This window comes from Pseudomonas sp. RGB (assembly GCF_007713445.1).
Lineage (GTDB): Bacteria > Pseudomonadota > Gammaproteobacteria > Pseudomonadales > Pseudomonadaceae > Aquipseudomonas.
This window is the reverse complement of record NZ_VMSH01000002.1, coordinates 293103-320095: the sequence shown is the minus strand read 5'-3', so window position 1 is coordinate 320095 and position 26993 is coordinate 293103. Positions and strand designations below refer to the sequence as shown.

The 26993-nt window shown below is 60.1% G+C and carries 25 protein-coding genes; 13 read left to right on the top strand and 12 right to left on the bottom strand.

All coding sequences use genetic code 11. The annotated features are described in order from the left end of the window. Nucleotides 1-4: 4 nt before the first annotated feature. The 4 genes from hrpA to FPT15_RS05130 all read left to right on the top strand — a co-directional run bounded on the left by hrpA (nt 5) and on the right by FPT15_RS05130 (nt 6350). Nucleotides 5-3916, top strand: coding sequence for an ATP-dependent RNA helicase HrpA (gene hrpA, locus FPT15_RS05150; RefSeq protein ID WP_145159022.1), 3912 nt, complete (start codon nt 5-7; stop codon nt 3914-3916). 340 nt (nt 3917-4256) lie between these two features. Next, a complete protein-coding gene (locus FPT15_RS05140; RefSeq protein ID WP_145159018.1) occupies nt 4257-5378 on the top strand; it encodes a beta-ketoacyl-ACP synthase III in 1122 nt (373 codons plus the stop codon). 130 nt (nt 5379-5508) lie between these two features. Continuing rightward, nucleotides 5509-6123 (top strand): RNA polymerase sigma factor, encoded by a 615-nt coding sequence (locus FPT15_RS05135; protein WP_064453547.1) that lies wholly within the window; start codon nt 5509-5511, stop codon nt 6121-6123. After that, entirely contained in the window at nt 6117-6350 is a 234-nt protein-coding gene (locus FPT15_RS05130; RefSeq protein WP_106576374.1) for an anti-sigma factor, read from the top strand. Before FPT15_RS05135 ends, FPT15_RS05130 begins: the two co-directional genes overlap by 7 nt. A 123-nt stretch (nt 6351-6473) precedes the next feature. Here the strand turns inward: FPT15_RS05130 and FPT15_RS05125 are convergent, their stop codons facing one another. Next, the gene (locus FPT15_RS05125; protein ID WP_145159016.1) at nt 6474-7796 is read right to left on the bottom strand and encodes a putative porin; all 1323 of its coding nucleotides are present in this window, start codon (nt 7794-7796) and stop codon (nt 6474-6476) included. A 281-nt stretch (nt 7797-8077) separates the two neighbouring features. Between FPT15_RS05125 and FPT15_RS05120 the strand changes: the two genes are divergently transcribed. Continuing rightward, nucleotides 8078-9202: a GNAT family N-acetyltransferase gene (locus tag FPT15_RS05120; protein ID WP_145159014.1), complete on the top strand. Its 1125-nt coding sequence runs from the start codon at nt 8078-8080 to the stop codon at nt 9200-9202. An 11-nt stretch (nt 9203-9213) separates the two neighbouring features. Here the strand turns inward: FPT15_RS05120 and aqpZ are convergent, their stop codons facing one another. The 5 genes from aqpZ to FPT15_RS05095 form a co-directional block, all read right to left on the bottom strand. Further along, on the bottom strand, nt 9214-9915 hold the full coding sequence (aqpZ, locus tag FPT15_RS05115) for an aquaporin Z (RefSeq protein ID WP_145159012.1): 702 nt from the start codon (nt 9913-9915) through the stop codon (nt 9214-9216). Between the two features lie 280 nt (nt 9916-10195). Further along, a complete protein-coding gene (locus FPT15_RS05110) occupies nt 10196-12028 on the bottom strand; it encodes an ABC transporter ATP-binding protein (RefSeq protein ID WP_145159010.1) in 1833 nt (610 codons plus the stop codon). Between the two features lie 82 nt (nt 12029-12110). Continuing rightward, nucleotides 12111-12674 carry a peptidylprolyl isomerase gene (locus FPT15_RS05105; protein WP_145159008.1) on the bottom strand — a complete coding sequence of 188 codons (564 nt, stop codon included), beginning with the start codon at nt 12672-12674 and terminating at the stop codon, nt 12111-12113. A 3-nt stretch (nt 12675-12677) separates the two neighbouring features. Continuing rightward, nucleotides 12678-13481: an alpha/beta fold hydrolase gene (locus FPT15_RS05100; protein WP_145159006.1), complete on the bottom strand. Its 804-nt coding sequence runs from the start codon at nt 13479-13481 to the stop codon at nt 12678-12680. Between the two features lie 14 nt (nt 13482-13495). Continuing rightward, the gene (locus FPT15_RS05095; RefSeq protein WP_145159004.1) at nt 13496-14419 is read right to left on the bottom strand and encodes a LysR family transcriptional regulator; all 924 of its coding nucleotides are present in this window, start codon (nt 14417-14419) and stop codon (nt 13496-13498) included. Nucleotides 14420-14468: 49 nt separating this feature from the next. Here FPT15_RS05095 and FPT15_RS05090 point away from each other — a divergent pair, with 49 nt between their 5' ends. From FPT15_RS05090 to FPT15_RS05080, 3 genes are all read left to right on the top strand, one after another. Then, the gene (locus FPT15_RS05090; RefSeq protein WP_145159001.1) at nt 14469-14783 is read left to right on the top strand and encodes a 3-phosphoglycerate kinase; all 315 of its coding nucleotides are present in this window, start codon (nt 14469-14471) and stop codon (nt 14781-14783) included. Nucleotides 14784-14934: 151 nt separating this feature from the next. After that, nucleotides 14935-15534, top strand: coding sequence for an FMN-dependent NADH-azoreductase (locus FPT15_RS05085; protein ID WP_145158999.1), 600 nt, complete (start codon nt 14935-14937; stop codon nt 15532-15534). A 203-nt stretch (nt 15535-15737) separates the two neighbouring features. Beyond that, on the top strand, nt 15738-16604 hold the full coding sequence (locus tag FPT15_RS05080) for a carboxylate/amino acid/amine transporter (RefSeq protein WP_145158997.1): 867 nt from the start codon (nt 15738-15740) through the stop codon (nt 16602-16604). A gap of 110 nt (nt 16605-16714) precedes the next feature. Here FPT15_RS05080 and FPT15_RS05075 read toward each other — a convergent pair whose 3' ends face one another. Further along, on the bottom strand, nt 16715-18013 hold the full coding sequence (locus FPT15_RS05075; protein ID WP_145158995.1) for a mechanosensitive ion channel family protein: 1299 nt from the start codon (nt 18011-18013) through the stop codon (nt 16715-16717). 193 nt (nt 18014-18206) lie between these two features. Here FPT15_RS05075 and FPT15_RS05070 point away from each other — a divergent pair, with 193 nt between their 5' ends. After that, nucleotides 18207-19553: a DEAD/DEAH box helicase gene (locus FPT15_RS05070; protein ID WP_106576386.1), complete on the top strand. Its 1347-nt coding sequence runs from the start codon at nt 18207-18209 to the stop codon at nt 19551-19553. Between the two features lie 49 nt (nt 19554-19602). Here FPT15_RS05070 and FPT15_RS05065 read toward each other — a convergent pair whose 3' ends face one another. Continuing rightward, nucleotides 19603-19878: a hypothetical protein gene (locus FPT15_RS05065; RefSeq protein ID WP_106576387.1), complete on the bottom strand. Its 276-nt coding sequence runs from the start codon at nt 19876-19878 to the stop codon at nt 19603-19605. A 154-nt stretch (nt 19879-20032) separates the two neighbouring features. On the opposite strand from FPT15_RS05065, the gene FPT15_RS05060 reads away from it, so the two are divergent. Next, entirely contained in the window at nt 20033-20422 is a 390-nt protein-coding gene (locus FPT15_RS05060; RefSeq protein ID WP_145158993.1) for a transcriptional regulator, read from the top strand. Between the two features lie 52 nt (nt 20423-20474). Here FPT15_RS05060 and FPT15_RS05055 read toward each other — a convergent pair whose 3' ends face one another. The 3 genes from FPT15_RS05055 to FPT15_RS05045 all read right to left on the bottom strand — a co-directional run bounded on the left by FPT15_RS05055 (nt 20475) and on the right by FPT15_RS05045 (nt 22531). Further along, entirely contained in the window at nt 20475-21341 is an 867-nt protein-coding gene (locus FPT15_RS05055; RefSeq protein ID WP_145158991.1) for a DUF6279 family lipoprotein, read from the bottom strand. A gap of 66 nt (nt 21342-21407) precedes the next feature. Continuing rightward, complete coding sequence (locus FPT15_RS05050) at nt 21408-22130, bottom strand: TorF family putative porin (RefSeq protein ID WP_145158989.1); 723 nt, start codon at nt 22128-22130, stop codon at nt 21408-21410. Between the two features lie 221 nt (nt 22131-22351). After that, a complete protein-coding gene (locus FPT15_RS05045; RefSeq protein WP_003193095.1) occupies nt 22352-22531 on the bottom strand; it encodes a hypothetical protein in 180 nt (59 codons plus the stop codon). Nucleotides 22532-22854: 323 nt separating this feature from the next. On the opposite strand from FPT15_RS05045, the gene FPT15_RS05040 reads away from it, so the two are divergent. The 3 genes from FPT15_RS05040 to FPT15_RS05030 all read left to right on the top strand — a co-directional run bounded on the left by FPT15_RS05040 (nt 22855) and on the right by FPT15_RS05030 (nt 25843). Beyond that, nucleotides 22855-23691 carry a S1 RNA-binding domain-containing protein gene (locus tag FPT15_RS05040; protein ID WP_145158987.1) on the top strand — a complete coding sequence of 279 codons (837 nt, stop codon included), beginning with the start codon at nt 22855-22857 and terminating at the stop codon, nt 23689-23691. A gap of 112 nt (nt 23692-23803) precedes the next feature. Further along, nucleotides 23804-24202, top strand: coding sequence for a DUF2177 family protein (locus tag FPT15_RS05035; RefSeq protein ID WP_119742218.1), 399 nt, complete (start codon nt 23804-23806; stop codon nt 24200-24202). Nucleotides 24203-24400: 198 nt separating this feature from the next. Continuing rightward, nucleotides 24401-25843, top strand: a complete 1443-nt coding sequence (locus tag FPT15_RS05030; protein WP_145158985.1) for an NCS1 family nucleobase:cation symporter-1 — start codon at nt 24401-24403, stop codon at nt 25841-25843. Here the strand turns inward: FPT15_RS05030 and FPT15_RS05025 are convergent. After that, entirely contained in the window at nt 25755-26972 is a 1218-nt protein-coding gene (locus FPT15_RS05025; protein ID WP_145158983.1) for a YbfB/YjiJ family MFS transporter, read from the bottom strand. The genes FPT15_RS05030 and FPT15_RS05025 overlap by 89 nt on opposite strands. Nucleotides 26973-26993 lie beyond the last annotated feature (21 nt).

Sequence of the window (26993 nt, the reverse complement as noted above, 5' to 3'; positions counted from 1 at the left end):
TCTGATGACTGACCAAGCGCCTGCTATTGACCAACTGCTGAAAAACCTCGATCACGCCATGCTCGCCGACCGCCACCGCTTGCGGCGCCAGTTGCTCGAGCTGCGCAAGAAGCCCGACGAGGACAAGCTGGCGCAGTGGGTCACGCGCATGCAGGCGTCCTGCGCACAGGTCACGGCGCGGCGTGCCAGCCTGCCGGTGATTCGCTACGACGACAGCCTGCCGATTGCCGCCAAGCGCGACGAGATCAAAGACGCGCTGCAAAAGCATCAGGTGCTGATCATCGCCGGTGAAACCGGCTCGGGTAAAACCACCCAACTGCCGAAAATCTGCCTGGAAATCGGCCGTGGCCAATACGGCCTGATCGGCCACACCCAGCCGCGCCGAATCGCCGCGCGCAGCGTCGCCAGTCGCGTCGCCGAAGAACTGGCCACGCCGTTGGGCGCGCTGGTCGGCTATCAGGTGCGTTTCGAAGACCAGAGTGACGCCAACACCCTGATCAAGTTGATGACCGACGGCATCCTGCTGGCGGAAACCCAGAACGACCGTTACCTGGAACGCTACGACACGATCATCGTCGACGAAGCCCACGAACGCAGCCTGAACATCGACTTCCTGCTCGGCTACCTGAAAACCCTGTTGCCGCGTCGCCCCGACCTGAAAGTCATCATCACCTCGGCGACCATCGACCTGGAGCGTTTTTCCAAGCACTTTGACGATGCACCGATTGTTGAGGTCTCGGGCCGTACCTTCCCGGTGGACACCTGGTATCGCCCGCTGACACTGGAGCAGGACGAGGAGGGCAACCGCGTCGAGGACGACTTGACCGTCGACCAGGCGATCCTCGCCACCCTGGATGAAATTGCCGCCTATGAGCGCAGCGAACGGCGCAGCCCCGGTGATGTGCTGGTGTTCTTGCCGGGCGAGCGCGAGATTCGTGACGCCGCCGAGATGCTGCGCAAGGCCCAGCTCAAGCACACCGAAATTCTGCCGCTGTATGCGCGCCTGTCACCGGCTGAACAACAGCGCATTTTCCAGTCCCACCCGGGCCGCCGTGTGGTGCTGGCGACCAACGTCGCGGAAACCTCGCTGACCGTGCCGGGCATTCGGTATGTGATCGACAGCGGCACCGCGCGCATCAGCCGTTACAGCTACCGCGCCAAGGTGCAGCGCCTGCCGATCGAGGCGATTTCCCAGGCCAGCGCCAACCAGCGTAAAGGCCGTTGCGGGCGAGTCGAGCCGGGTATTTGCATCCGCTTGTACAGCGAAGAGGATTTTATTGGCCGCCCGGAATTCACCGACCCGGAAATCTTGCGTACCAACCTTGCCGCCGTAATCCTGCAGATGCTGCACTTGCGCCTTGGCGAAATCACCGATTTCCCGTTCATCGAGCCGCCGGACGGCAAGGCCATCAGCGACGGTTTCAACCTGCTGCAAGAGCTTTCGGCGGTCGACCGCAACAGCCAGCTCACGCCGCTGGGCCGTCAACTGGCGCGCCTGCCAGTGGACCCGCGCATGGGCCGCATGCTGCTCGAAGCCGCCAAGCTGGGCAGTTTGCAGGAAGTGCTGATCGTCGCCAGTGCCATGTCGATTCAGGACCCGCGCGAGCGTCCGCCGGAACGCCAGCAAGCGGCCGACCAGGCTCACGCACAGTGGAAGGACCCGGATTCGGACTTCGCCGGGTTGGTGAACCTGTGGCGCGGTTTTGAGGAACAGCGCCAGGAACTGACCGCCAGCCCGTTGCGCAACTGGTGCCGCAAGAGCTTCCTGAATTACCTGCGCCTGCGCGAGTGGCGCGACTCCCATCGCCAGCTCAGCCTGATTTGCCGCGACATGCAACTGACCGTCAATAAAGAGCCGGCGGACTTTGCCAAGCTGCACAAGGCCGTGTTGTCTGGCCTGTTGAGCCAGATCGGCCAGAAGACCGAAGACGGCGATTACCTCGGCGCGCGTCAGCGGCGCTTCTGGATTCATCCGTCCTCGGGCATCGGCAAGAAGCGCCCGCAATGGCTGATGACCGCCGAACTGGTGGAAACCACCAAGCTGTATGCGCGCATGGTGGCGAAGATCGATGCCGACTGGATCGAGCCGCTGGCCGGCCACTTGATCAAGAAAAACCACTTCGAGCCGCATTGGGAGAAGAAGCGCGGCCAAGTGGTGGCCTTTGAGCAGATCACCCTGTTCGGGCTGATTGTGGTTGGGCGCCGGCCGGTGCATTACGGGCCGATTGACCCGGTGGTGTCGCGCGAGCTGTTTATCCGCGAAGGCCTGGTGCGCGGCGAGATTCAGTCGCGGGCCAAGTGCCTGACGGCCAACCAGCAACTGCTGGAGCAGCTCGATGAACTGGAGGCCAAGGCGCGCCGTCGCGACATCCTGGCGGACGAAGAAACCCTGTACGCCTTCTATGATGCGCGCTTGCCGGCGGAGATCCACCAGACCGCGACGTTCGACAGCTGGTACAAGGTCAACAGCCAGAAAGACCCGCAACTGCTGATCATGCGCGAGGAAGATGTGCTGGCCCGCGAGGCCAGTGAAGTCACGGCGCTGCATTACCCGGACACCTTGCACCTGGGCGATCTGGAGTTGGCCTTGAGTTACCACTTCGAGCCCAATCACCCACGCGACGGCGTGACCCTGCGCGTGCCGGCGCCGCTGCTGCCGGCGTTGCCGCCGGAACGCCTGGAATGGCTGGTGCCGGGAGTGATCGAAGCCAAGTGCATCGCGCTGGTGCGCAACCTCCCGAAGGCGCTGCGCAAAAACTTCGTACCGGTGCCGGATTTCGTCAAGGCGGCGCTGCAACGCATCGAATTCGGCCAGGGCTCGCTGCCCCAGGTGCTGGGGCGCGAACTGCTGCGCATGACCGGCGCACGGGTCAGCGATGAAGCCTGGGCCGAGGCGGCGCAGCAGGTTGAAAACCACCTGAAGATGAACCTGGAAGTGGTCGACGGCCAGGGCAAGTTCCTCGGCGAAGGTCGCGACCTGGCCGAGCTGACCGCGCGTTTTGCCGAGGCCAGCCAGGCCGCGTTGGCCGTGCCGCAAACCGCGAAAAGCCAGGAGCCGGTGCAAGCCAAGGTGTTTGCGGCGGTGGCCGAGAAGACCCAGCAAAAGATCGCCGGGCTGTCGATGACGGTCTACCCGGCGCTGGTTGAAGAGAATGGCACGGTCAAGGAAGGGCGGTTCTCGACGGCCGCCGAGGCGGAGTTCCAGCATCGTCGCGCGTTGCAGCGTCTGCTGCTGCAGCAATTGGCCGAGCCGGCCAAATTCCTGCGCGGCAAATTGCCCGGCCTGACCGAATTGGGCCTCATGTACCGCGAACTGGGGCGCATCGACGCGCTGGTGGAAGACATTCTGTTGGCCAGCCTCGACACCTGCGTACTGGAAGGCGAAGCCAGCTCGCCGCGTGACGGTGCAGGTTTGGCGGCTTTGGCCGAACGCAAGCGCGGCAGCTGGACCGAGCACGCCGAGCGCCTCGCGCGCCTGACGCTGGAAGTGCTGAAGCTGTGGCATGGCTTGCAAAAGCGTTTCAAGGGCAAGATCGACCTGGCCCAGGCCGTGGCCTTGAATGACATCAAGCAGCAGTTGAGCAACCTGGTGTATCCGGGCTTTGTGCGGGAAACCCCGGCGCAGTGGTTCAAGGAACTGCCGCGCTTTCTCAAGGCGATTGAACTGCGCCTGGAGAAACTGCCCAGCCAGGTGCAAAAAGACCGGGTGTGGAGCACTGAGCTGAGCGGCCTGTGGGCCCAATACCAGAACCGCCTGAACAAACACGCCCAGGAAGGCAAGCGCGACCCTCAGCTGGAGCTGTATCGCTGGTGGTTGGAGGAATATCGCGTGTCGTTGTTTGCCCAGCAGTTGGGCACCAAAGTGCCGATCTCCGACAAGCGTTTGAGCAAGCAGTGGAGCCAGGTGGAAGCCTGAGGCTTTCTTGGCTTCCAGAGCAAAACCGATCTCATGTGGGAGCTGGCTTGCCTGCGATGCAGGCACCGCGGTGTATCAGTCAAGACACTGGGATGCCATCGCAGGCAAGCCAGCTCCCACAGTCAGCTCCGGGTTTATCCGGGAAATGGCGCCAAATCCCCGAAGTTGTGGCAAACTTCGCGGTCATAAATGCCGGGATCGTCGTGATGGGCTGGTGTGCAGCCGCGGCGCGATGGAATAAAGCGTTGCCAGTTTGATGCCCGCTGGACGGAATCGAACGACTTAAAGTTTGGTACGACGGTACCAATATCTTCTGCCTGACAGATTTAGAGGAACGACCGTGCATAACGTCGTCATCAGCGGCACTGGCCTGTACACCCCGGCCAACAGCATTTCCAACGAAGAGCTGGTGCAGTCTTTCAATGCCTATGTTCAGCAGTTCAACACTGACAACGCCGCCGCCATCGAGCGCGGTGAGGTCCTGGCACTGACTGAGTCCAGCGCGGCCTTTATCGAGAAAGCATCGGGCATCAAGAGCCGTTTTGTCATGGACAAGGACGGTATTCTCGACCCGCAGCGCATGGCCCCGCGTTTGCCTGAGCGCAGCAATGACGAGTGGTCGGTGCTTTGCCAGATGGCGGTGGGTGCGGCCGAACAGGCCCTGCAGCGCGCAGGCAAGACTGCCGCCGACATCGACGGCGTGATCGTCGCCTGCTCCAACCTGCAGCGCGCCTACCCGGCCATCGCCATCGAAGTCCAGGAAGCGCTGGGTATCGAAGGTTTCGGTTTCGACATGAACGTGGCGTGCTCGTCGGCGACCTTTGGTATCCAGAACGCCGCCAACAGCATCCAGCTGGGCCAGGCGCGGGCGATCCTGATGGTCAACCCGGAAGTCTGCACCGGCCACCTGAATTTCCGTGACCGCGACAGCCACTTCATCTTCGGTGATGCGGCTACGGCCGTGATTCTCGAGCGCGCCGACCTGGCGACTTCCGAGCACCAGTTCGACGTGGTGAGCACCAAACTGTTGACCAAGTTTTCCAACAACATCCGCAACAACTTCGGCTTCCTCAACCGCACGGCGGAAGAGGGCATCGGCGCGCCGGACAAGCTGTTCGTACAGGAAGGTCGCAAGGTCTTCCGTGACGTCTGCCCGATGGTTGCCGAACTGATCGGTGTGCATCTGGACGAAAACCAGCTGAATGTGACCGATGTGAAGCGTTTCTGGCTGCACCAGGCCAACCTGAGCATGAACCACCTGATCGTGAAAAAGCTGCTGGGCCGCGAAGCCTCGGTGGAAGAAGCGCCGGTGATTCTCGACACCTACGCCAACACCAGTTCGGCAGGTTCGGTGATCGCGTTTCACACCTACCAGGACGACTTGCCAAAAGGAGCCGTGGCGGTGCTCAGTTCGTTCGGTGCGGGTTACTCGATCGGCAGCGTGATCCTGCGTAAACGCTAATCGTTGGATTTGGCCAGATTTAATGTGGGAGCTGGCTTGCCTGCGATGACGATAGTGGAGCCACCGCCGCTATCGCAGGCAAGCCAGCTCCCACAGGTATCGGATTTCCACAGCAGGATTGAGGTAAACGATGGCAGCAGCCGACGACGCGCACCTGCTGGAACGGCTGCTCAAGGGCGAGCAGCGCGCCTATAAGGAATTGGTCACCACCTACCAGAGCGCCATGCGCGCAGTGGCCTACGCCATCGTCGGCCAGCGCCACGCCGACGAAGTGGTGCAGGACGCGTGGTTGTCGGTGGTGCGCAACCTGGCCAAGTTCGAAGGGCGTTCCAGCCTCAAGACCTGGCTGCTGACCATCACCGCCAACTCCGCCAAGGGCCGCTACAAACAAAATCGCCGGGAAGTGTTGCTCGACGATTTGCCCTCACCTCACGGCACCATCGGTGACGATCGCTTCGTCCCCGACGATGGCCACTGGGCCGTCGCCCCGTACGCCTGGCACCAGGACACTCCGGAGGCGTTGCTGACCGAGGATGAGTTGCGCAAGTGCCTGGAGCATACGTTGCTGAGTTTGTCGGAGCTGCAAAGCAGCGTGCTGGTACTGCGTGAGCGCCAAGGCCTGGAGTTGGAAGAGATTTGTAATCTTCTGACGCTCTCGCTCTCCAATGTCCGTGTGCTGTTGCATCGGGCACGGCTTAAAGTCTTCGCCACGGTGGAGCATTTTGAGGAAACGGGCGAATGTTGACCTGCAAAGAACAAGTGGCACGTTCCAGTGACTACCTCGATGGGCAATTGACCTTTCGCGAACGTCTGCTGGTGCGTCATCACTTGATGTTTTGCCCTAACTGCCGGCGATTTATCCGTCAGATGCGCCTGATGCAGGCGACGTTGAAAATCATGCCGGAAGAACCGGTAAAAGATGTGGACGCATTGGCTGACCGGCTGGTGGCCGAGCGGCTGAAAGATCAGTAAAAGCGCGAACAATGCAGACTCGAGTGGGCGGGGCGAACGGATGATGAGGGGCGATCCACCCACGCAAGGCTGTTGAAACCACCTCGGGCCGTCCTGGCCCAAGGTTTATTGCACACACACCCATTAGAACTTGGCTTCAGCATCCAGCTGCAGGGTGTTGGTGTTGGCATCACGCTGCGTGCGGCTGGCATAGTCAGCCTTGGTCAGGAAGTACGTGGCGCCGAGGGCGAAGTTCTTGTCGATGTCGTAGCTGACCTTCATCTTGTGACCGCGCGAGCCGGTGGTGCCGTTGGCGAAGTCCGAGTCGGTGAAGGCACCCACCACGGCGTTACGCTGGATATCGCGGTAGTTGTAGTCCAGGTTCAAGCCGAACACTTTGGACTTGGCACCGATCAACCAGGCAGTGTCCTGATCGGTCACGGCGTCGTTGTTTTTCACGTACTGGCCATAGAACGCCAACGGCACTGCCAGGCCGCCGATGTCGGCCTGGGCGAAACCTTCGTACAGGCGGAACTGGTTGTCGGCCGAGTTACCGTTGACCGCCAATGCGCAAGGCGTGGTGGTGGTCGTGCAGCGGCTGTCCTTGTCGTTCTGGTAGGCGTAGACGCTGCCGCCCAGGGTCATTTTCAAGTTGTCAGTCACCGAGAACCGCGTGCCCAGCTGGCCGGACGTCAGGCGCAGGTCGTGACGAAATTGCACGCCGTCGCCGTCGACGTTGTCCTTGAGGTTGTAGTTGCCGATGCTGCCGAACAACTCGGCGCTGCTGCCCAATGGGTATTTGTAGGTCAGGGCCAGGCCTTCCGGGTTGATGTCGCTGTCCCAGATCACGTCGCCCATGTTGACCCACGGCTGCAACATCTTGCCGCCGATCACGTGCAGGTTTTTGATCTGGTCCGGGTGGTAGTCGATGTAGCCCAGGTCCAGCCAGATCGACTTCTTGTCGAAGTAGTTGTCCTGGTCCTGGTTGGTGGAGCGCGCGTCGTCGCTGCTGCCGGTGGCAATGCGAATGCCGGTGTCGACCTGCGAGTTGACCTCTGTGTAGGCGCCCAGGCGCGCACGGATGCGCTGACGGTCCTTGTCACGCCCGCCGTTGTTGGATTCGCCCTGGATCTTCACGGTTTCCTGACGGAAGCGCACGTCACCCTTGAGCTGAGTGCGTGCGGCCCAGGCGAGTTTCTGGTCGAACACGCTCAGGTCGTTGGTTTTCTTCGCGGTGGCCGCGATCTGCTCGTTGGTCTCTTGTTGAGCTTGCTGTGCGATCTGCTTTTCTTTCTGGTCCTTGGCCAATTCCGCTTGCAGTTCGGTGTACTGCGCAGCGGTGATCTGGCCGTTGGCCTTGAGCATGTCGAGCAATTTAGCGTCGACTGCAGCGCTGGCCGGAACGCTCAGGGCCAGCAACAGGCCGCCACACAGGGCCGCCGCAGTTTTAGTGGAAGCAAGACGCATATCAATCTCCGAAAGTGAGGAGGGATGGCAAACCACCCAGGACACAACCGACCGATGACGGACGGAAAATAGCCGCCTGCTAGAACCAGGCGCTCTAAAAACAGGCGTCAGTATCACGATCACTTATGACGGGGCAGTGGCTAAGTGATGTCATGTAGATGACAAAATATTTAAGAAGGAACTATTTGAGTTGGCCTTTGTCGTGCCATTTGAGCGTGTGCGAAGGCCAGCGATAAGCGATACTCGCCAGGCTTTCACGCCCTGAAGTAGTGAGGATGCCGATGCCGTTGCAACGCCTGGACGCCCTGTCCGAAATCGCCCCGCAGGTATGGGATGCCCTCGTGCCGCAGGCCCAACCCTTTGTGCGGCATGCATTCCTGAGTGCGCTGGAAGACAGCGCCAGCCTGGGCCCGCAATCGGGCTGGCAACCTGAGCATTTGCTGCACTGGGAAGGCGATCGCCTGGTGGCGGCAATGCCCAGCTACCGCAAATGGCATTCCTACGGTGAGTACGTGTTTGATCACGGTTGGGCCGATGCGTGTGAGCGTGCGGGCATTGATTACTACCCCAAGTTGCTGACCGCAGTGCCGTTCAGCCCGGTCAGCGGGCCGCGCTTGCTGGCCAGGAGCGCCGAAGATGGCTTCGAGCTGCTGAACAGCCTGCCGGGCTACCTGGAAATCGAAGGGCTCTCCAGCGCCCACATCAACTTCACTGACCCTTTGGCCGACCAAGCCTTGGCGCAGCATCCAGGTTGGTTACAGCGCTTGGGCTGCCAGTTTCATTGGCAAAACCGCGGTTATCGCGACTTCCAGGATTTCCTCGACGCCTTGAGTTCGCGCAAGCGCAAACAAATGCGCAAAGAGCGCGAGCAAGTGGCGGGGCAGGGCATCGAGTTCGAATGGCTGCAAGGCCATGAGTTGAGCGAAGCGCAGTGGGATTTTGTCTACGCCTGTTACGCCAACACCTACGCCGTGCGCCGCCAGTCGCCGTACCTGACGCGGGCGTTTTTCAGCCTGCTGGCCGAGCGCATGCCCGAAGCGATTCGCGTGGTGCTGGCTAAACAGGGCGCGCGCCCGGTTGCGATGGCCTTCAGCCTGATCGGTGGCGACAGCTTCTACGGGCGTTATTGGGGCTGCCTGGCGGAATTCGATCGTCTGCATTTCGAAACCTGTTTCTACCAGGGCATGGATTACGCCATTGCTCACGGCTTGCAGCGCTTCGACGCCGGCGCCCAAGGCGAGCACAAATTGATTCGCGGGTTTGAACCAGTGATCACCCGGTCGTGGCACTACCTGCGCCATCCGGGCCTGAAGAATGCCGTGGAAGATTTCCTTGAGCGCGAGCGCGTGGGGATTCTGGGGTATGCCGAAGAAGCGAGGACAGCCCTGCCTTATCGGCAGGGCTGAACCCCTTGACCTCAGGCTGGGTCCTCCTCGCCCAGCCATCGATAGGTCGCGCCGCCGATCACAGCACCCAAAATGGGCGCCAGCCAGAACATCCACAACTGCTGAAGCGCCCACCCGCCGACAATCAGCGCCGGGCCGGTACTGCGGGCCGGGTTGACCGAGGTGTTGGTCACGGGGATGGAGATCAAGTGGATCAGGGTCAAAGCCAGGCCGATGGCGATGGGCGCGAGGCCCGCTGGGGCACGACGGTCTGTGGCGCCAAGGATGATCAGCACGAACATCGCCGTCATCACCAGCTCACAGACAAACCCCGTTGCCATTGAGTAACTGCCCGGCGAATGCTCGCCATAGCCATTGGCAGCCAGGCCCGATGCCAGTTCGAACCCGGGTTTGCCGCTGGCAATGAAGTACAACAGCGCAGCGGCGACCGTGCCGCCGATAACCTGCGAGAGGATATAAGCCGGTAACTCCCTGGCCGGGAACCTCCCGCCCACTACCAAGCCTACTGATACGGCCGGGTTGAGATGGCAGCCGCTGATGTGCCCGATGGCAAACGCCATGGTCAACACCGTGAGCCCGAACGCCAGGGCCACACCCAACAGCCCGATCCCGACCGCGGGAAACGCTGCGGCCAACACCGCACTCCCGCAACCGCCCAACACCAGCCAAAACGTACCCAACCCCTCTGTGATTGAACGTTTGAACAAAGACATGCAACACGTCCTTGATAGATCGCTCTACCCAATCAGTAAATCAATGATGCTCCCTGCAGATTTACTTCAGCGCCCGTCTGGGCACTGCTTTGATTGAAGCAGGGTTTGTGGGCAAGTCCAGGCCATAAAAAAGCGCCAGGGCCTGAAGAATAGGCTGCCTGACGCTGTAAAGTGTGGGAGCTGGTTTGCCTGCGATTGCAGTGTGCCAGGCAGCCAATTTGGTACTGACACTGCGCTATCGCAGGCAAGCCAGCTCCCACAGGGGCCAGGGTTGTCAGCCTCAGTCGATGCCGACAAACCCGCCGGTCTGGTGCTGCCACAACCGCGCATACAACCCGCCATGGGCGAGCAGCTCGGCATGGCTGCCAGTCTCGGCGATTTGGCCTTTCTCCAGCACCACCAATCGGTCCATTCGCGCGATAGTCGACAACCGGTGCGCAATCGCTATCACCGTCTTGCCTTGCATCAAGGTTTCCAGGCTCTCCTGGATCGCTGCTTCCACTTCCGAGTCCAGCGCCGAGGTGGCCTCGTCCATGATCAGAATCGGCGCGTCCTTGAGCAGTACCCGCGCAATGGCGATCCGCTGGCGCTGCCCACCGGAGAGTTTGACCCCGCGCTCACCCACATGGGCGTCCAGCCCGGTACGCCCTTCGGCGTCCGACAGCAGCGGAATGAATTCATCGGCGCGGGCCTTGTGGATGGCGGCCGTCAGTTCTTCATCGGTCGCATCCGGCTTGCCGTACAGCAGGTTGTCACGGATCGAACGGTGCAGCAGCGATGTGTCCTGGGTGATCATGCCGATCTGTGCGCGCAGGCTTTCCTGGGCGACCTCGGCGATGTTCTGCCCGTCGATCAGGATGCGCCCGCCTTGCAGGTCGTACAGGCGCAGCAGCAGGTTGACCAGGGTCGACTTGCCCGCGCCGGACGGGCCGATCAGGCCGATCTTTTCTCCGGCCTTGATCGTCAGGTTCAAGCCGCCAATGATCCCGCTCTTTTTGCCGTAGTGGAAATCCACCTGCTCAAAGCGTACTTCGCCATTGGGCACGTTCAGGCGTGGGGCATTCTCGCGGTCGGTGACCGCCAGCGGCGCTGCGATGGTTTTCAGCCCGTCCTGCACCATGCCGATGTTTTCGAAAATGCCGTTGACCACCCACATGATCCAGCCGGACATGTTGACGATACGAATCACCAGGCCGGTGGCCAGGGCAATCGCGCCCACGGAAATCAGCGACTGGGTCCACAGCCACAGAGCCAGGCCGGTGGTGGTGACAATCAGCAGGCCGTTCAAGATGGCAATCGTCACGTCCATGCTGGTCAGCACGCGCGCGGCCAGCTGGGTTTTTTCGGTCTGCTCGATGATCGCTTCCTTGGCGTATTCCTGCTCATTCTGCGTATGGGCGAACAGCTTCAAGGTGGTGATGTTGGTGTAGCCGTCGACGATGCGGCCCATCAGTTTGGAGCGTGCTTCAGAGGAGATCACCGAGCGCTCTTTCACGCGCGGCACGAAGTAACGCAAGGCCAGGCTGTAGCAGATGATCCAGGTGATCAGCGGGATCATCAGCCGCCAGTCGGCCTCGGCAAACAGCACCAGGGCGCTGACCGCATAGATCGACACGTGCCAGATGGCTTCCGCCGTCGCCACCGCCGAGTCACGCAAGGAGTTGCCGGTTTGCATGATGCGCTGGGCAATACGCCCGGCGAAATCGTTTTGAAAGAAATTCAGGCTCTGCTTGAGCACGTAGCTGTGGTTCTGCCAGCGAATCAGGCTGGTCATGCCGGGGTTGATGGTCTGGTGCACCAGCAAGTCATGCAAGCCGTTGAAGATCGGGCGCAATAGCAGGGCGACCACGGCCATCCAGATCAGCTCGGCGCTGTGAACCTGGAAGAAGTTGGCGGGCGGTGTGCCTTGGGCCAGATCGATGATGCGGCTCAGGTAGCTGAACAACGCCACTTCGATCAACGCACCGATCAGGCCTACCACCAGCAAGGCGGCAAAGCTTGGCCACACCTGGCGCAGGTAGTAGAGGTAGAAGGGCAGGACTTTGTCGGGCGGGGCGTCGCTGGGGGCAGCGCGGAAAATATCGATCAGTTGTTCAAAACGACGATAGAGCATTAGGTTGACGCCCGCCTGGCGGGCTCTCCTGTTCAAATGCGCGCGTGGCCTTGTGGGCCATGCGCGGAGCTACCTGCAGACCTCAGTCGATGCGCTTGGCCGACTTGATCAGAACAGGATCGATAGGCACGTTCTGCATGCCCTGCTTGGTGGTGGTCTGCGAGTTGACGATGATATCGACCACGTCCATGCCTTTGACCACTTTGGCGAACACGGCGTAACCGGCGTCACGGCCCGGATCGAGGAAGGCATTGTCGGCCACGTTGATGAAGAACTGGCTGGTGGCCGAGTTCGGGTCATTGGTGCGGGCCATCGACAGGGTGCCGCGTACGTTATGCAGGCCGTTGCTGGCTTCGTTCTTGATCGGTGCTTCGGTTGGTTTTTGCGACATCTGCGCGGTGAATCCGCCGCCCTGGATCATGAAGCCCGGGATCACGCGGTGGAAAATCGTGTTGGTGTAGAAGCCTTTGTCGACATAGGCCAGGAAGTTCTTGGTGCTGATCGGCGCCTTGACCGGGTCCAGTTCGATTTCAATGTCGCCATTGGTGGTGGTGATCAGGACGTGAGGCGCCTTGGCGGGCTCGGCGGCCATCAGGTTGGCGGCGAACAAAACAGAACCGGCAAAGAAGGCGATTTTTTTCAACATGGGTCAGTGATCCTGGGTAGTGGTTTCGACTGTCTTTAGAAAATCGAGCAGGGTAGCGTTAAAGACTTCGGGTTGATCCAAAGGCGTGGCATGGCGGGAATCTTCAATCACCACCAGTCGCGCATCGGGCAGCAGTTTTACATAGATTTCTTTTTGCGCCACGGGTGTGTAGTCGTGGTCGGCGCTGATGACCAGGGTTGGACAGGTGATCCTGGAAAGTTGTTCCTGTACGCCCCAGCCCACAATCGCGTCGAAACTGGCGAGATAAGCACGTTTGTCGTTTTTTGCCCAGCGTTCGGCCATCTTGCGCCGCAGGTCGCCCTGGTGCGGTTTGGGGAACAGCCGATCACCCAGGGCCTTGCCGATGGTGGCCAGGCTGAGCACTCGCGCCAGGCTCCAGCGCTTGGCCCACTGCCAATAATCATCGGCGCTGCGCACTTTGACCTCGGGCGCACTGTTGACGATACACAGGCTCTTGACCCGGGCGGGTTCGTCCACCGCCAACTGGAAGGCGATCATGCCGCCCATGGACAGGCCCACGACATGAGCGGGCGGCAGGTTCAGGTGTTCGATCAAGGCGAGCAGGTCGACGGTGAAACCCTTGATGCTGTAGCGCTCGCGAGGCTTGTCGGAGCGCCCGTGACCGCGCACATCCACCACGATCAGGCGGTAATGCCGGGCCAGCACCGGAATCTGCAATTCCCAATCCTGGCTGCTGGAGCCCAGGCCGTGGATCAGGATCAACGGGCTGCCGTGACCGTATTCCTCGTAATGCAGGCTGCAGCCTTCATGGTCGAACCAGGCCATGCATGAACTCCGTTTCAGGCTTGCTGGGGAGCGGCGTAAGGCGCGTCCAGGGGGGCGGTGTCAAAGGTGCGCAGCAATTCCACGAGGATCTGTGTGGCTGGGCCCAGGGGTTTGTCCTTGTTCGCGTACAGATAAAACGTCGGGTTGCGGCTGCCGCCTTTCTCCAAGGGTAGCTGCTTGAGCAGGCCATCGTTGAGTTCGCGCTCGATCATGTGCCGGGGCAGCCAGGCAAAGCCCAGGCCGCTGCTGACGAATGTCGCGGCGGTGGGCAGGCTGCCGACGGTCCAGCGCTGTTCGGCGCCAAGCCAGCCCACATCTCGCGGTTGCTGGCGGCCGGAGTCGCGGATCACCACCTGCATCTGGCTTTCCAGGTCCTGGAAGCTCAGCTCACGGTTCAAGCGATGCAGCGAATGGTCCGGGTGGGCCACGGCGATAAATTCCACATCGCTCATTTCCGTGCCCAGGTAGCCGGGGATAATGAACCCGCTGATTGCCAGGTCGGCCATGCCATCCATCAGCAACTCTTCGACACCCGACAGCACTTCTTCACGCAGGCGCACGCGGCAGCCACGGCTTTGCGGCATAAAGGCGGTAAGGGCGCGCACCAGGCGTGCATTGGGGTAAGCGGCGTCCACGACCAACCGCACTTCAGCCTCCCAACCCTGTTCCATGTGGTGGGCAAGGTCTTCCAGTTGGCTGGCGTTTTTCACCAGTTGCCGCGAGCGGCGCAACAACACTTCACCGGCGTCGGTGAGCACCGCTTTGCGCCCGTCGATGCGCAGCAACGGCACGCCGAGTTGGTCTTGCATGCGAGCGACGGTGTAACTCACCGAAGACTGCGAACGGTGCAACGCTTCAGCCGCCTGGGCGAAGCCGCCGTGGTCGACCACGGCTTGCAGCGTGCGCCATTGATCGAGGGTAACGCGGGGCGCTTTCAAGATGAGCTCCTCTTGTCCTAAGCTGGCGGTCCTTATTGGAGACTGCCGAATGAGAAAATTCTGTTGTGTGTTGCTGGCGCTGCTGCCGATGAGCGCATTTGCCTACCCCATCGACGTCACGAAAAAGATCGACGGCGTGCAAGTGGACTACACCGCGACCGACGTGGACGGCGACATCAGTTCGATCCGGCTAAACAACTACGGCACCAATGACGCGGTGTGTTCGGTAACCTTCACCAACGGCCCGGAATCGCCGCGTAATCGCAAGGTCACGGTGGCGGCGGGCAAAAGCACCAACACCACGGTCAAGTTCAGTCGCGCCATTATCAAGATGCGTATCGCGCTGGCATGTGCCCCAAAATAAAGCAGCAGCGGAGCATGCTCACAGCAATACTCCGCTTATAAACAAATTTCTAGATGGGTTGTAGCAGTTTTTTGCGCTTTTTTATCGAATGAGCCCTGGTTAATCTTTTCTCCATCGCCTTACAGCATTTACAGATGGAGCCTACCCAGCCATGTCCAATGTTCTGATCATCGAAAGCAGCGCACGCCAACAGGATTCGATCTCCCGTCAGCTGACCCAGCAATTCATCAGCCAATGGAAGGTCGCTCATCCGACGGATCAGATCACCCTGCGTGACGTGGCGCTTAACCCGGTTCCGCACCTGGACGCCAACCTGCTCGGCGGCTGGATGAAACCCGCCGAACAGCGCAGCGGCATCGAACAGGCCTCCCTGGACCGCTCCAACGAATTGACCGACGAACTGCTTGCCGCCGATGTGCTGGTGATGGCCGCGCCGATGTACAACTTCGCGATCCCCAGCACCCTCAAAGCCTGGCTGGACCACGTGTTGCGTGCCGGTGTGACCTTCAAGTACACAGCCACCGGCCCTCAGGGTTTGCTCATTGGCAAGCGCGCGATTGTGTTGACCGCGCGCGGCGGCATCCACACCGGCGCCAGCTCCGATCACCAGGAACCGTACCTGCGTCAGGTCATGGCCTTTATCGGCATTCACGACGTGACCTTCATTCATGCTGAAGGGGTGAACCTGAGCGGGGACTTCCAGGAAAAAGGCATTAACCACGCCAAGGCGCTGCTGGCACAGGTCGCTTGATCGTTTAATCGTCACATAATCGCGCGGTGTTTATATCGCCCCACGCAAACCCTTCAAGTACGCGTATCGAACCTCCCTTTGCACTTGTTGCTCCTGAGTGCTCCTGCCCGACTGCCGCTTTAGCGAGGTCGGGTTTTTTTTGCCTCGAGTTTCTTCAAACACCGAAAACCCTTAAAGTCGCGCCCATTCGAAACGAGGCGCGCATGGGCTATTTACTGGTTGTCACCCTGATTCAGGCTTTTTCCTTCAGCTTGATCGGCGAATACCTCGCCGGTCACGTCGACAGCTATTTCGCCGTGCTGGTGCGCGTGGTGCTGGCCGGGCTGGTGTTCATCCCGCTGACCCGCTGGCGCTCGGTAGAGCCAAGGTTCATGCGCGGCATGCTGTTGATCGGCGCGCTGCAGTTTGGTGTGACCTACGTGTGCCTGTACCTGAGCTTTCGGGTGCTCACGGTGCCGGAAGTGCTGCTGTTCACCATCCTCACGCCGTTGCACGTGACGCTGATCGAAGACGCGCTTAACCGTCGCTTCAATCCTTGGGCGCTGATCGCTGCGCTGGTGGCGGTGGGCGGCGCGGCAGTGATTCGCTTTGACCAGATTACGCCGCACTTCCTCGGCGGCTTTTTGCTGTTGCAACTGGCCAACTTCACCTACGCCGCCGGGCAGGTGATGTACAAACATCTGGTAGCGCGTTATCCAAGCGACCTGCCGCATTACCGACGTTTCGGCTACTTCTACCTGGGCGCCTTGATCGTGGTGTTGCCGGCATTCCTGTTGTTCGGCAAGGCCGACTTCCTGCCACAAGCGCCCCTGCAATGGGGCGTGCTGGTGTTCCTCGGGTTGGTCAGCACCGCGTTGGGCATGTACTGGTGGAACAAGGGCGCTTGCCTGGTCAACGGCGGCACCCTGGCGGTGATGAACAACCTGCATGTGCCGGTGGGGTTGCTGCTGAACTTGCTGATCTGGAACCAGCATGAACCGCTGGGGCGGCTGGCGTTGGGCGGGTTGGTGATTTTGGCGGCGGTGTGGATCAGCCGGTTGGGCGTACGTAAAGGGTTAGCCCAATCTTGAACCCCTTTGTGGGAGCGGGCTTGCTCGCGAAGGCGGTAGGTCAGTCAGTGATCGGTTGACTGATTCTCCGCGTTCGCGAGCAAGCCCGCTCCCACAGAAGGTCGGTGGTGTTATATCGCGCTGTGTTCCAGGGTCGGCAAATGACTGGCCCCCAACACTGCCGGCAACATGCCCGCGCGCAAGTCATTGCCACTTGGCTGCTGATACAGGCTCAAGCCGAACTCCGGCAGCACCGCCAGCAGGTAATCAAAAATATCCCCCTGGATGCGCTCGTAATCCGCCCACGCCGTGGTGCGCGTGAAGCAGTAGATTTCCAGCGGCACGCCCTGAGCGGTGGTTTGCATCTGGCGCACCATGCAGGTCATGTTCGGCTGAATGTCCGGGTGGCTTTTCAGGTAGGCCAGGGCATAGGCGCGGAAGGTGCCCAAGTTGGTCATGCGGCGGCGGTTCGCAGAGAGTTGCGCGCTATTGCCCTGGGCCTCGTTCCAAGCCTTGAGCTCAGCCTGCTTGCGGCTGATGTAGTCGGTGAGCAGGTGCACCTGGGTCATGCGCAGTTCTTCATCGTCACGCAAAAAACGCACGCCGCTGGCGTCGATGTACAGGCTGCGCTTGATGCGGCGACCGCCGGACGCCTGCATGCCGCGCCAGTTCTTGAACGACTCTGACATCAAGCGCCAGGTAGGAATGGAGACGATGGTTTTGTCGAAATTCTGCACCTTGACCGTGTGCAGCGTGATGTCCACTACATCACCGTCGGCGCCGACCTGAGGCATCTCGATCCAGTCGCCGACCCGCAGCATGTCGTTGCTGGTCAATTGCACACTGGCGACGAACGAGAGCAGCGTGTCCTTGTACACCAACAGAATCACCGCCGACATCGCACCCAACCCCGACAGCAGCAACAGCGGCGAACGGTCGATCAACGTGGCGACGATAATGATTGCAGCGAACACGAACAGCACCATTTTCGCCAATTGCACATAGCCCTTGATCGAGCGGGTGCGGGCATGTTCGGTACGTGCGTAGATATCCAGCAGCGCATTGAGCAGGGCGCTCACGGCCAGCGTCATGAACAGGATGGTGAATGCCAGGGCGACATTGCCAATAAACAGCGTGGCGGTTTTGCTCAGGTCCGGCACCAGATACAGGCCGAACTGAATCACCAGGGACGGCGTCATCTGTGCCAGGCGGTGGAAGACTTTGTTGTGCCGCAGATCATTAAGCCAGTGCAGCGCCGGTTGCCGGCCAAGCAATTTGACGGCGTGGAGGATGAGGTAGCGCGCGACCCGGCCGAGCAGCAGGGCGACTACCAGCAACACCAGCAAACCCAGGCTTGCATGCAGCAGTGGGTGTTGATCGAGGGCGCCCCAAAGGTCTTGGACGTTGAGCCAGAACTGTTTGATATCCATGGGTGAAACCGATTCTTCTGTAAGACAACACGGGCCGATTAGAGCATTTAAGTGCGACAAAGTTGACGTTGTAGACAAATGAGCTGACAAAAAAGCAGCTGATTAGCCCCGTTCGCGTAAAGAAACTCGGTTTGGACGCCCGAAACCGTTACCCTATGCAGCTGATATTTTGTATTTCTTCGAGGTAGCACCCGTGTTTTCCCAATTCGCCCTGCACGAACGCCTGCTCAAAGCCGTGGCCGAGCTTAAATTTGTCGAGCCTACGCCTGTGCAAGCAGCGGCCATCCCGCTCGCGCTCCAAGGGCGTGACCTGCGGGTGACGGCTCAAACCGGGAGTGGCAAAACCGCCGCTTTCGTCCTGCCGATTCTGCACCGCTTGATTGGTCCGGCCAAAGTCCGCGTCAGCATCAAAACCCTGATCCTGCTGCCGACCCGCGAGCTGGCCCAGCAGACCTTGAAAGAAGTCGAGCGCTTTTCGCAGTTCACCTTCATCAAATCCGGCCTGATCACCGGTGGCGAAGACTTCAAGGTTCAGGCCGCCATGCTGCGCAAGGTCCCGGACATTCTGATCGGCACCCCAGGCCGTATGATCGAGCAACTCAACGCCGGCAACCTCGACCTCAAGGAAGTCGAAGTGCTGGTGCTCGACGAAGCCGACCGCATGCTCGACATGGGCTTTGCCGATGACGTGCAGCGCCTGGTGGCCGAATGCGTCAATCGCCAGCAGACCATGCTGTTCTCCGCCACCACCGGCGGTTCGACCCTGCGTGACATGGTCGCCAAGGTCTTGAACAACCCTGAGCACTTGCAGGTCAACAACGTCAGCGACCTGAACGCCACCACGCGTCAGCAGATCGTCACCGCCGACCACAACGTGCACAAAGAACAGATCCTCAACTGGCTGTTGGCCAACGAGACCTATCAGAAGGCCATCGTGTTCACCAACACCCGGGCTGCGGCGGACCGTATCTACGGTCGCCTGGTGGCACAGGATTACAAAGCGTTTGTGCTGCACGGTGAGAAAGACCAGAAGGACCGCAAGCTGGCCATCGACCGCCTGAAGGCTGGCGGCGTGAAGATCCTGGTGGCCACCGACGTGGCTGCGCGCGGTCTGGACGTGGACGGCCTGGACATGGTCATCAACTTCGACATGCCGCGCAGCGGCGACGAATACGTGCACCGTATCGGTCGTACCGGGCGTGCCGGTAATGATGGCCTGGCAATCTCGCTGATCTGCCATGGCGACTGGAACCTGATGTCGAGCATCGAGCGCTACCTCAAGCAGTCGTTCGAGCGCCGCACCATCAAGGAAGTCAAAGGCACCTACACCGGGCCGAAGAAGGTCAAGGCGTCGGGCAAAGCGGTTGGCGTGAAGAAGAAAAAAGTCGACGCCAAGGGCGACAAGAAGAAAGCCGGTGCCAAGTCGCCGACCAAGCGCAAAATTGCCAACCGGCCGAAGACCGACAACCTGTCGCTCGTCAGCAAGGATGGCATGGCGCCGCTCAAACGCCGCAAGCCAGAAGCGCCGGCTGCCGAATAAGGCTGCACCGATATAAAAAAACCGGACGATGTCCGGTTTTTTTTGGTCTTCAGTTTTTTGTCTCGGCGGCTGCTTTATCCAGGTCTTTAAGGCGCTGATCGATCAATTGGCATTTGTCTGGCAGGTCGGCAGAGGTCGTATCCATATCCATTTTCTGCAGCTCTGCATTCATTTCCTTGGCTTTGGTGGGGTTCTGCTGGGTGAGTTTGGTCACCTCCTGCGCCAGTTGCTCACGTTTTGCCGTGGCTTCTTCAGGCGTACAGGCCCAAGCGGGCAGGGCAGTCAGCAGCGTGGCGGCGATGGCCAGGTTCATCAGGGTTTTCATGGTCGGACCTCCTTGGCAGTGTGTTCAGTTGAGGTGGCGAACGTCTGGAAAGTTCAGAGAAATGACGGCGGTCTATCCAGCTGAACGGCCAGTGACGGGGCATGTCACACCTGTAGACGGGCTACTTTCCTACCGGCCTGCAGGAGGAATCAGGATGACGACTTACAATTGGGATTTGATCGAACGTCTGCTGCATGAAGTGCAGAACGGCGAAGGCAGCTTTGCCCCGCGCAAGTATGCCGAGCAGGAAGCTGCCGAGAAGGCCACGGCGGGTGAAGCCACCGGTAACCTGGACACGCTGAAAAAGACCGCCGCAGATTATGAGGCGCTGCTGTTCAAGCGCGGGTTTATTGAGTCGCGGCCAGAGGAAGAGGGCGGAAACGGTGAGAACTTCATCCTGACCGCGCGCGGCGCGCAACTGCTGGCGCTGATTGACAGCTCTATCCCCGGCAATGACCACCCGCGTCAGGTGCTCGATGACCAGTCGGATGCGCTGGAGCCGGCGACGTTTGATGAAGTGGCGTCGAAGGCGCAAATTGCCTGACAGGCAATCCGCCGATCAATTGAGTGAGGGGGACTTGTCCCCCTTGCCAACCTCAGTTGGCGGTAGCCTTCAGGCATTTGAGGGCTTTGAAATCGCTGCGCACACCGTCAATTTTTTGCGTCAGTTTCATGCGCTGCTGCGGCGTACTTTCCGCCATCAGGTCGACAATCAGACTGCGCGCCGCCGTTTCCGTCCGCGCATAGGCAGCCTTGTATTCCGGGGTCCACAGACTTTCGCGATCCACCAATAATTGCTGCATCTTCTGCGGGAAGTCCGCGCTTTTGCGCTGCTGCACCGCAGCGATGAATTGCGCCTGCCAGCGGGCGCGGTTGCCGATCCATTCCTGATTCTGTTCGCCCAAAGCGGTAGACCAGGCCGTCACACGGTTCTGCTGGCTGGCACTGAGCGGGCCGCTCCAGGCGTCCAGGCGTTTGCTTATGCGTTGCGCGCGCTCCTTGATCTGCTGCGCCAAGGGCGGCTTGAGGTATTCGTCCTGGCGCTTGCGCAGGTCCTTGGCCAGGGCGTCGCTCATTTCCTTGACCTGCTGGTCATCCAGCCCTTGCAGCAATTGGATGGCTGACGGCGTTATTTCCCGCGCCACCTCGGCTATCGCCTGTTTGGCTTCGACGGTACGGGTCTGCAGTGCGGCGTCGGTGACCTGATTGTTGTCGACCATCTGTTGCAGGCGATCAAGCCAGTCCAGGTAGCCCGGCAATTGTGTGGTGCAATGCCAGGCCAGGTGGTCCTTGAGTGTGTCGTTGAACCAGCTCTTCTGCCCGGCGTTCATGTCCAGGTAGTCGTTGAGGGTCCAGGGGATAATGACGTCCAGATTGCGGTAGGCCAGGCCCACGCGATTGCAGCCGGCGAGCACCAGGCTCAGGGTCAGCAATACCACCAGTAATTTGAGCCGACGCAGCATGGGCGAGTCCTTGCGCAGAGAGGGTTAATGCATGTGAACCTGAGCGAGGTGCGACAGTTCAGCCCGTCAATAAAACGACCGCGCCGCCTTCAAGGTCAACAGGCCGTCGCATTGCGAATTGTGTCCGGAGTAGGCCGAGCAATCGCCACCGCTGAGGCTCGAATCGCTGTAGATCAGGTCCAGGTCGATGCCTTTCCACGCACGGGAGAACTGCACCGACCAATCGCTGAAGCTGCTGATCGAGCCGCCTTCCACCGAGGCAGGGGTGCCCAACTGATGGGTGGTGTACTTCACGCTGACGCCGATGCCGAAAGGCTGCGTGCCGCCGAGGTCGGCAAACAACGTGCTGTCCTGGCGATCAGGGTCGTTGCTGAAGGAGACGCCGAAGCGATTGCCCAGCAGGTTCAGGCCGCCGTAGAACTCCTGGCTGTCCAGAGGGCTGAGCTTGGGGTAGCTGTAGTGAATCAAGCCGACTTCGTAGCCCAGCGTTTTGTCGAAGGGACGTTTGAAACCCAGGTAGGAATCGACTTCAAGGTTATTGGCCGACGACAGCCCCATATTCGGTGAGAACTGGCCGATATACAGGCCGCTGTCATGGCTCAGGTCCAGCCCGCCGTGAAATGAGTCGCTGCCGGGGGCAGTCGGCTTTACCAGGCCTTGGGCCATGCTGCGGCTTGGCGTCGTGCCCAGTTTCAGGTCGAAATCGCCCAGTTCACGCTGGAAAACCTGCGCTTGCGCTAAAGGGGTTGCCGCAAGGGCAGTTATCAGAAAAAAGCAGGGCTTGAGCATGCTTCACTCCATGAAAAGCGAGGAGCAGTGACAGAGGAAATCGGGCAGATGCCCGTACTAGACGTGTGCAAGCATACCGGCGAACGCCTGAAGGTGAGGCCCGTTCGTCGATTAGCGCACTGCAGGGTGATGCACAGAGGGTATTTCGAGCTCTAGTCCTGGCGCCTTGAGGGCAAGACGCTTAGGGACTAGGTGCAACGCGGGCGGATGTTGCGCGGGTTTTACTTTTTGCCCAGGCTGATTTGCTTGGACGGGCCGAAAGTCTGGCCGCTGACGCCCTTGGCAATTTGCTGGATTTCGCCGCCGGACTTGAGGAACGCAGCAATCTGGCTGTTGATCGATTCGCTGGTTTCAACGGCTGGAGCTGGCTTTGCTTTGCTGTTGGATGCTTTTACGCGCATGGCGGCCACTAACCTGTAGAAAATTAACTTGGCCAGGCATCGTACAGGAAATACTTGACAATTGCTTGGCAAATATCCCCTGGGAATTGTTGGGTCAGGCGGTAATTATCGAAGTTTGTCGGTGAAATAGTCGCCTAACTTACTGTTTTAATTCGAAACCACTTGAGGAATCAGTGCCTGGCTGGCGGCAAAATTCAAGGATCTGATCTGACGAGTGGGGCGGTGCCACTGGAACGCCACGCCAGCCCGCGATTTTTCAGGTGCGCGCGCGTGCCGGGCGCAACTCGGGTAGAATGCCGCCCACGTAACGAGGGTATTTGGAAATGGCTTTAGTCGGGCGCTACAACAGCTTGCAAGTGGTAAAACACACTAACTTTGGTTTGTACCTGGACGGTGCGCAAGATGGCGAAATCCTCTTGCCCAATCGGTATATCCCGAAAGATATTCCCAGTGAAGATGAAGACTGGCTTAACGTTTTCATTTACTTGGACAGCGACGACAAACTTATCGCAACGACTGAAAAGCCGAAAGTTCAAGTCGGCGAATTCGCCAGTTTGAAAGTCTTCGAAGTCAACAGCATCGGTGTATTCCTCGATTGGGGTTTGCCCAAGGATCTGTTACTGCCGTATTCAGAAGAAAAACGTCAGCTGACCGCCGGCGAATACTGCGTGGTGCACGTCTACCTCGACAAGCACACCAAGCGCATCACCGCCACCGCGCGGCTGGATCGCTATCTGGACAAGACACCGGCCAACTACCAGGTGGGCCAGGAAGTCGACTTGCTGGTGGCCGAAGCCACCGACATGGGCTTCAAGGCAATCATCAACAACAAGCACTGGGGCCTGATCCACAAAAACGAAGTGTTCAAGTTCCTGCGCCCGGGCAAGGAAGAGAAAGGCTTCATCAAAGAGATTCGCGCCGATGGCAACATCAGCCTGAGCCTGCAGCCGGTTGGGCAGGAAGCGGCCTCCAGCCTGAACTCGAAGATTCTTGCCAAGTTGCGTGAAAACAACGGCACTCTGCCGGTCAGCGACAAAAGCGACCCGGCGGTGATCAGCAACTTGTTCGGCGTCAGCAAAGGCAACTTTAAAAAGGCCATTGGTGCGCTCTACAAGCAAGGTCAGATTGTGATTCACGCGGATCGCATTGAACTAAGCTGAGTGCGCTTTGTTCTTCTGTAGGAGCCGGCTCGCCGGCGACGAGGCCAGTGGTTTTCGTGGTGTCCTGAGGGATGCCAGCACTGGCAAGCCAGCTCCAGCAGAGGTCGCTTCAATGTCCAAGAAAACCCTGTTCGCTTACCTCGGCACCTTGCTTGCGTTTCTGGTGCTCGACGGCCTCTGGCTCGGCGTCCTGATGGGCCCGACCTACAAATCCCTGCTTGGCTCGCTGATGCTCGATCAGCCGCGCCTGTTCCCCGCCGTGGTGTTCTACCTGCTGTATGCCATCGGGTGTGTGGTGTTTGTGGTCCTGCCGAGCGGCAGTTGGCAGCGCGCAGCGCGGTTGGGAGCCCTGCTTGGTCTGGTGGCCTACGGCACGTATGACCTGAGCAATTGGGCGACGCTGCAGGGCTGGTCTGCTGGGTTGGCGCTCATGGACATGGCGTGGGGTACCGTCCTCACTGGCATTTGTTGCACGGTCGGGTACTTGTGTGCACATCGGGTGCAACGCTGATTGTGTACAGGATTCATATGCACCGTTGCTGAGCGGAGCCCCATCCTCTAGCGCTTCCTAAATCCCTTTGGAGCACCGTTCCAGAGGGATTGTGTGCCATTGGCACGCATTCTGCTGAACACCTCGTATACAAACCTCGCCGCCTCCCGTATGCACACTGCTACGGCAGCGCAGGCCGGTATTTCGAGGAGCCAAGCGATGACCGAACAATTGCCCAAAGGCTACAGCCCGCGCCTGTACAACCAGGACCTGGGCCCGCTGCCGCAAAAGTGGACCTGGTACAACATCTTCGCCTTCTGGATGAGTGACGTGCACAGCGTCGGCGGCTACGTGTTTGCCGCCAGCTTGTTCGCGCTTGGGCTGGCCAGTTGGCAGGTGCTGATCGCCTTGCTGGCGGGTATTTGTATCGTGCGGTTGATTGCCAATCTTGTCGCCAAGCCGAGCCAGCAAGCGGCGGTGCCGTATCCGGTCATCTGCCGGCTGGCCTTTGGCGTGTTCGGAGCAAATATTCCGGCGGTGATTCGCGGCCTGATTGCCGTGGCCTGGTACGGGATTCAAACGTACCTGGCGTCGAGTGCCTTGATCATCGTGGTGCTGCGTTTTTTCCCACAGATGGCGGTATATGCAGAGCCGCATTTTGCAGGCCTGTCCTACTTGGGCTGGTTCGGTTTCCTTAGCTTATGGGTATTGCAAGCGGCCGTATTCTGGGCGGGCATGGAATCCATCCGGCGCTTTATCGACTGGGCGGGGCCGGTGGTCTACGCGGTGATGTTTGCCCTGGCCGGCTGGATTGTGTGGAAGGCCGGCTGGGCAAATATCAGCTTTACCCTGGCGGAAAAATCCCTCTCGGGCTGGCAGGCTTTTGGGCAGGTGATCGTGGCGACGGCGCTGGTGGTGTCCTACTTCTCGGGGCCAACGCTGAATTTCGGCGATTTCAGCCGCTACTGCCGCAGCATGCACGACGTGCGTCGCGGTAATTTCTGGGGGCTGCCGGTGAATTTCCTGGCGTTCTCGCTGGTCACCGTCGTTATTGTGTCGGGCACCTTGCCAGTGTTTGGTGAAATGCTGCATGACCCGATTGCCACCGTTTCGCGTATCGACAACAGCATGGCCGTGCTGCTCGGCGCCTTTGCCTTCGTGACCGCCACCATCGGCATCAATATCGTCGCCAACTTCGTGTCGCCTGCGTTTGATTTCGCCAACGTCGCGCCGAGCAAAATCAGCTGGCGCGCCGGTGGGATGATTGCGGCGGTGGCGTCGATCTTCATCACCCCGTGGAACCTGTTCAACAACCCGCTGATGATTCACTACACGCTGGACATTCTCGCGGCGTTTATCGGGCCGTTGTTCGGCATCCTGTTGGTGGACTTCTACCTGATCAAAAAACAGAAGATCGATGTGGACGCCTTGTTCGATGACAGCCCAAACGGGCGCTATTACTTCGACGGCGGCGTGAACTGGACCGCGGTCAAAGCCTTGGTGCCGGCGACGCTGGCGGGCGTCGCGATCACCTTCACCCCGGCGTTGCAGGGCATGGCCAACTTCGCCTGGTTTACCGGGTGCTTGCTGGGTGGGCTGTTCTTCCTGGTGCTGGCGCGGCGAGAACAGGTTCGCGTACCGGCGCCGCTGGTGGCTGGCTGACCGCGGCAGTAGGGCGCAGCAGCAGCGCGCCGGCTACCAGCAGGCCCGCGCCGGCAATCACCAGGGCCGGTTGCAGGCCGCCACTCAGGTGGCTGCTCACCGAGGCCAGCAGCGGGCCGCTCAATTGACCGATGGCGAAGCTGGCGGTCAGCAGCCCGGTGCTGCGCTGATAGCCGTGGGGCGCGACCTCACGCAGGCGTTGCATCACCAGCATCATGCACGCCAGGAACGGCGTACCGCAGAGCAAAACGCCCAGCGCCAGGCCCCAGCCGTTGCCCAGCAAGCAGGCAAACACGCCGGTCGCTTGCAGCCACAAGGTGGTCATCAGCCAGCGGCGGGTGGTGTGCGTGTTGTTGCGGCGCAAGCTCACGCCTACCACGCCAATGGCAGCCGCCAGACCAAAGCATGGCCAGAACAGATCCGCCTGCCAGGCGCCGTTGAATTGCGCGCTGGCCATCTGCGACAGAAAGGTGGCCGGGATGATGTAGCCCAGACCGTACAGAAAGTAGATCCAGCACAGGTGCGTGATGCTTTGATTGTTGCCGGCACGGGCAGTGTGTGCGACGGCGGGCATCGGCTGAGGCAAGAACGGCAGGATTGCCAGCAGCATGACCAACGCCACCAGGCCATACACCAGCCACAGCGTGGCCGAACTTTGTCCCAGCAGTTTCGAGCCCAAAGCCAGTAGACCGGTGAGCAAAATCCCCAGCCCTGGCCCGGCGAATACCAGGGCTCCCAAGCGTGGACGGCCGGCGGCAATTGCCAGCGGTTGGCTCAAACTGGTGATCATCACCAACGCCCAGGCACTCGCGACACCCGTGCCGAAGCGCAGCAGCAGGTGCGGCCAAAACCCTTGCGCCCAATACGACGCCAGCGTCAGCAGTACGCACAGCCACAACCCGCCGTACATCCGCCCCCGCACGTGGTGGTGGCTGCGGGCGAAGATCGAATCCACCGCGCCAACAAAGTAGCCCAGGTAATTGGCGGCAGCGATCAGGCCTGCGCCGGTCAGGTCGATCTGCCCTTCGCTCAGCAGATGCGGCATTTGTGGTGTGAGGGCGAAGCGTCCAATGCCCATGGCCATCATCAGGGCGACAAAGCTGGCGAGTAAGCGAATCAGCGGCGACATGTTCTGGTTTCCTGCAAGCAC

What these genes read in the sequence shown, in the direction of transcription:
- FPT15_RS05100 (WP_145159006.1), bottom strand. Translation starts at nt 13,481, where the DNA reads ATGGCCTGGTTCGACCATGAAGGCTGCAGCCTGCATTACGAGGAATAC.
- FPT15_RS05065 (WP_106576387.1), bottom strand. Translation starts at nt 19,878, where the DNA reads ATGAAAACCCTGATGAACCTGGCCATCGCCGCCACGCTGCTGACTGCC.
- FPT15_RS05105 (WP_145159008.1), bottom strand. Translation starts at nt 12,674, where the DNA reads ATGTTGAAAAAAATCGCCTTCTTTGCCGGTTCTGTTTTGTTCGCCGCC.
- FPT15_RS05125 (WP_145159016.1), bottom strand. Translation starts at nt 7,796, where the DNA reads ATGCGTCTTGCTTCCACTAAAACTGCGGCGGCCCTGTGTGGCGGCCTG.
- FPT15_RS05135 (WP_064453547.1), top strand. Translation starts at nt 5,509, where the DNA reads ATGGCAGCAGCCGACGACGCGCACCTGCTGGAACGGCTGCTCAAGGGC.
- FPT15_RS05050 (WP_145158989.1), bottom strand. Translation starts at nt 22,130, where the DNA reads ATGCTCAAGCCCTGCTTTTTTCTGATAACTGCCCTTGCGGCAACCCCT.
- aqpZ (WP_145159012.1), bottom strand. Translation starts at nt 9,915, where the DNA reads ATGTCTTTGTTCAAACGTTCAATCACAGAGGGGTTGGGTACGTTTTGG.
- FPT15_RS05080 (WP_145158997.1), top strand. Translation starts at nt 15,738, where the DNA reads ATGGGCTATTTACTGGTTGTCACCCTGATTCAGGCTTTTTCCTTCAGC.
- FPT15_RS05090 (WP_145159001.1), top strand. Translation starts at nt 14,469, where the DNA reads ATGAGAAAATTCTGTTGTGTGTTGCTGGCGCTGCTGCCGATGAGCGCA.
- FPT15_RS05075 (WP_145158995.1), bottom strand. Translation starts at nt 18,013, where the DNA reads ATGGATATCAAACAGTTCTGGCTCAACGTCCAAGACCTTTGGGGCGCC.
- FPT15_RS05040 (WP_145158987.1), top strand. Translation starts at nt 22,855, where the DNA reads ATGGCTTTAGTCGGGCGCTACAACAGCTTGCAAGTGGTAAAACACACT.
- FPT15_RS05130 (WP_106576374.1), top strand. Translation starts at nt 6,117, where the DNA reads ATGTTGACCTGCAAAGAACAAGTGGCACGTTCCAGTGACTACCTCGAT.
- FPT15_RS05030 (WP_145158985.1), top strand. Translation starts at nt 24,401, where the DNA reads ATGACCGAACAATTGCCCAAAGGCTACAGCCCGCGCCTGTACAACCAG.
- hrpA (WP_145159022.1), top strand. Translation starts at nt 5, where the DNA reads ATGACTGACCAAGCGCCTGCTATTGACCAACTGCTGAAAAACCTCGAT.
- FPT15_RS05035 (WP_119742218.1), top strand. Translation starts at nt 23,804, where the DNA reads ATGTCCAAGAAAACCCTGTTCGCTTACCTCGGCACCTTGCTTGCGTTT.
- FPT15_RS05120 (WP_145159014.1), top strand. Translation starts at nt 8,078, where the DNA reads ATGCCGTTGCAACGCCTGGACGCCCTGTCCGAAATCGCCCCGCAGGTA.
- FPT15_RS05055 (WP_145158991.1), bottom strand. Translation starts at nt 21,341, where the DNA reads ATGCTGCGTCGGCTCAAATTACTGGTGGTATTGCTGACCCTGAGCCTG.
- FPT15_RS05045 (WP_003193095.1), bottom strand. Translation starts at nt 22,531, where the DNA reads ATGCGCGTAAAAGCATCCAACAGCAAAGCAAAGCCAGCTCCAGCCGTT.
- FPT15_RS05060 (WP_145158993.1), top strand. Translation starts at nt 20,033, where the DNA reads ATGACGACTTACAATTGGGATTTGATCGAACGTCTGCTGCATGAAGTG.
- FPT15_RS05085 (WP_145158999.1), top strand. Translation starts at nt 14,935, where the DNA reads ATGTCCAATGTTCTGATCATCGAAAGCAGCGCACGCCAACAGGATTCG.
- FPT15_RS05025 (WP_145158983.1), bottom strand. Translation starts at nt 26,972, where the DNA reads ATGTCGCCGCTGATTCGCTTACTCGCCAGCTTTGTCGCCCTGATGATG.
- FPT15_RS05110 (WP_145159010.1), bottom strand. Translation starts at nt 12,028, where the DNA reads ATGCTCTATCGTCGTTTTGAACAACTGATCGATATTTTCCGCGCTGCC.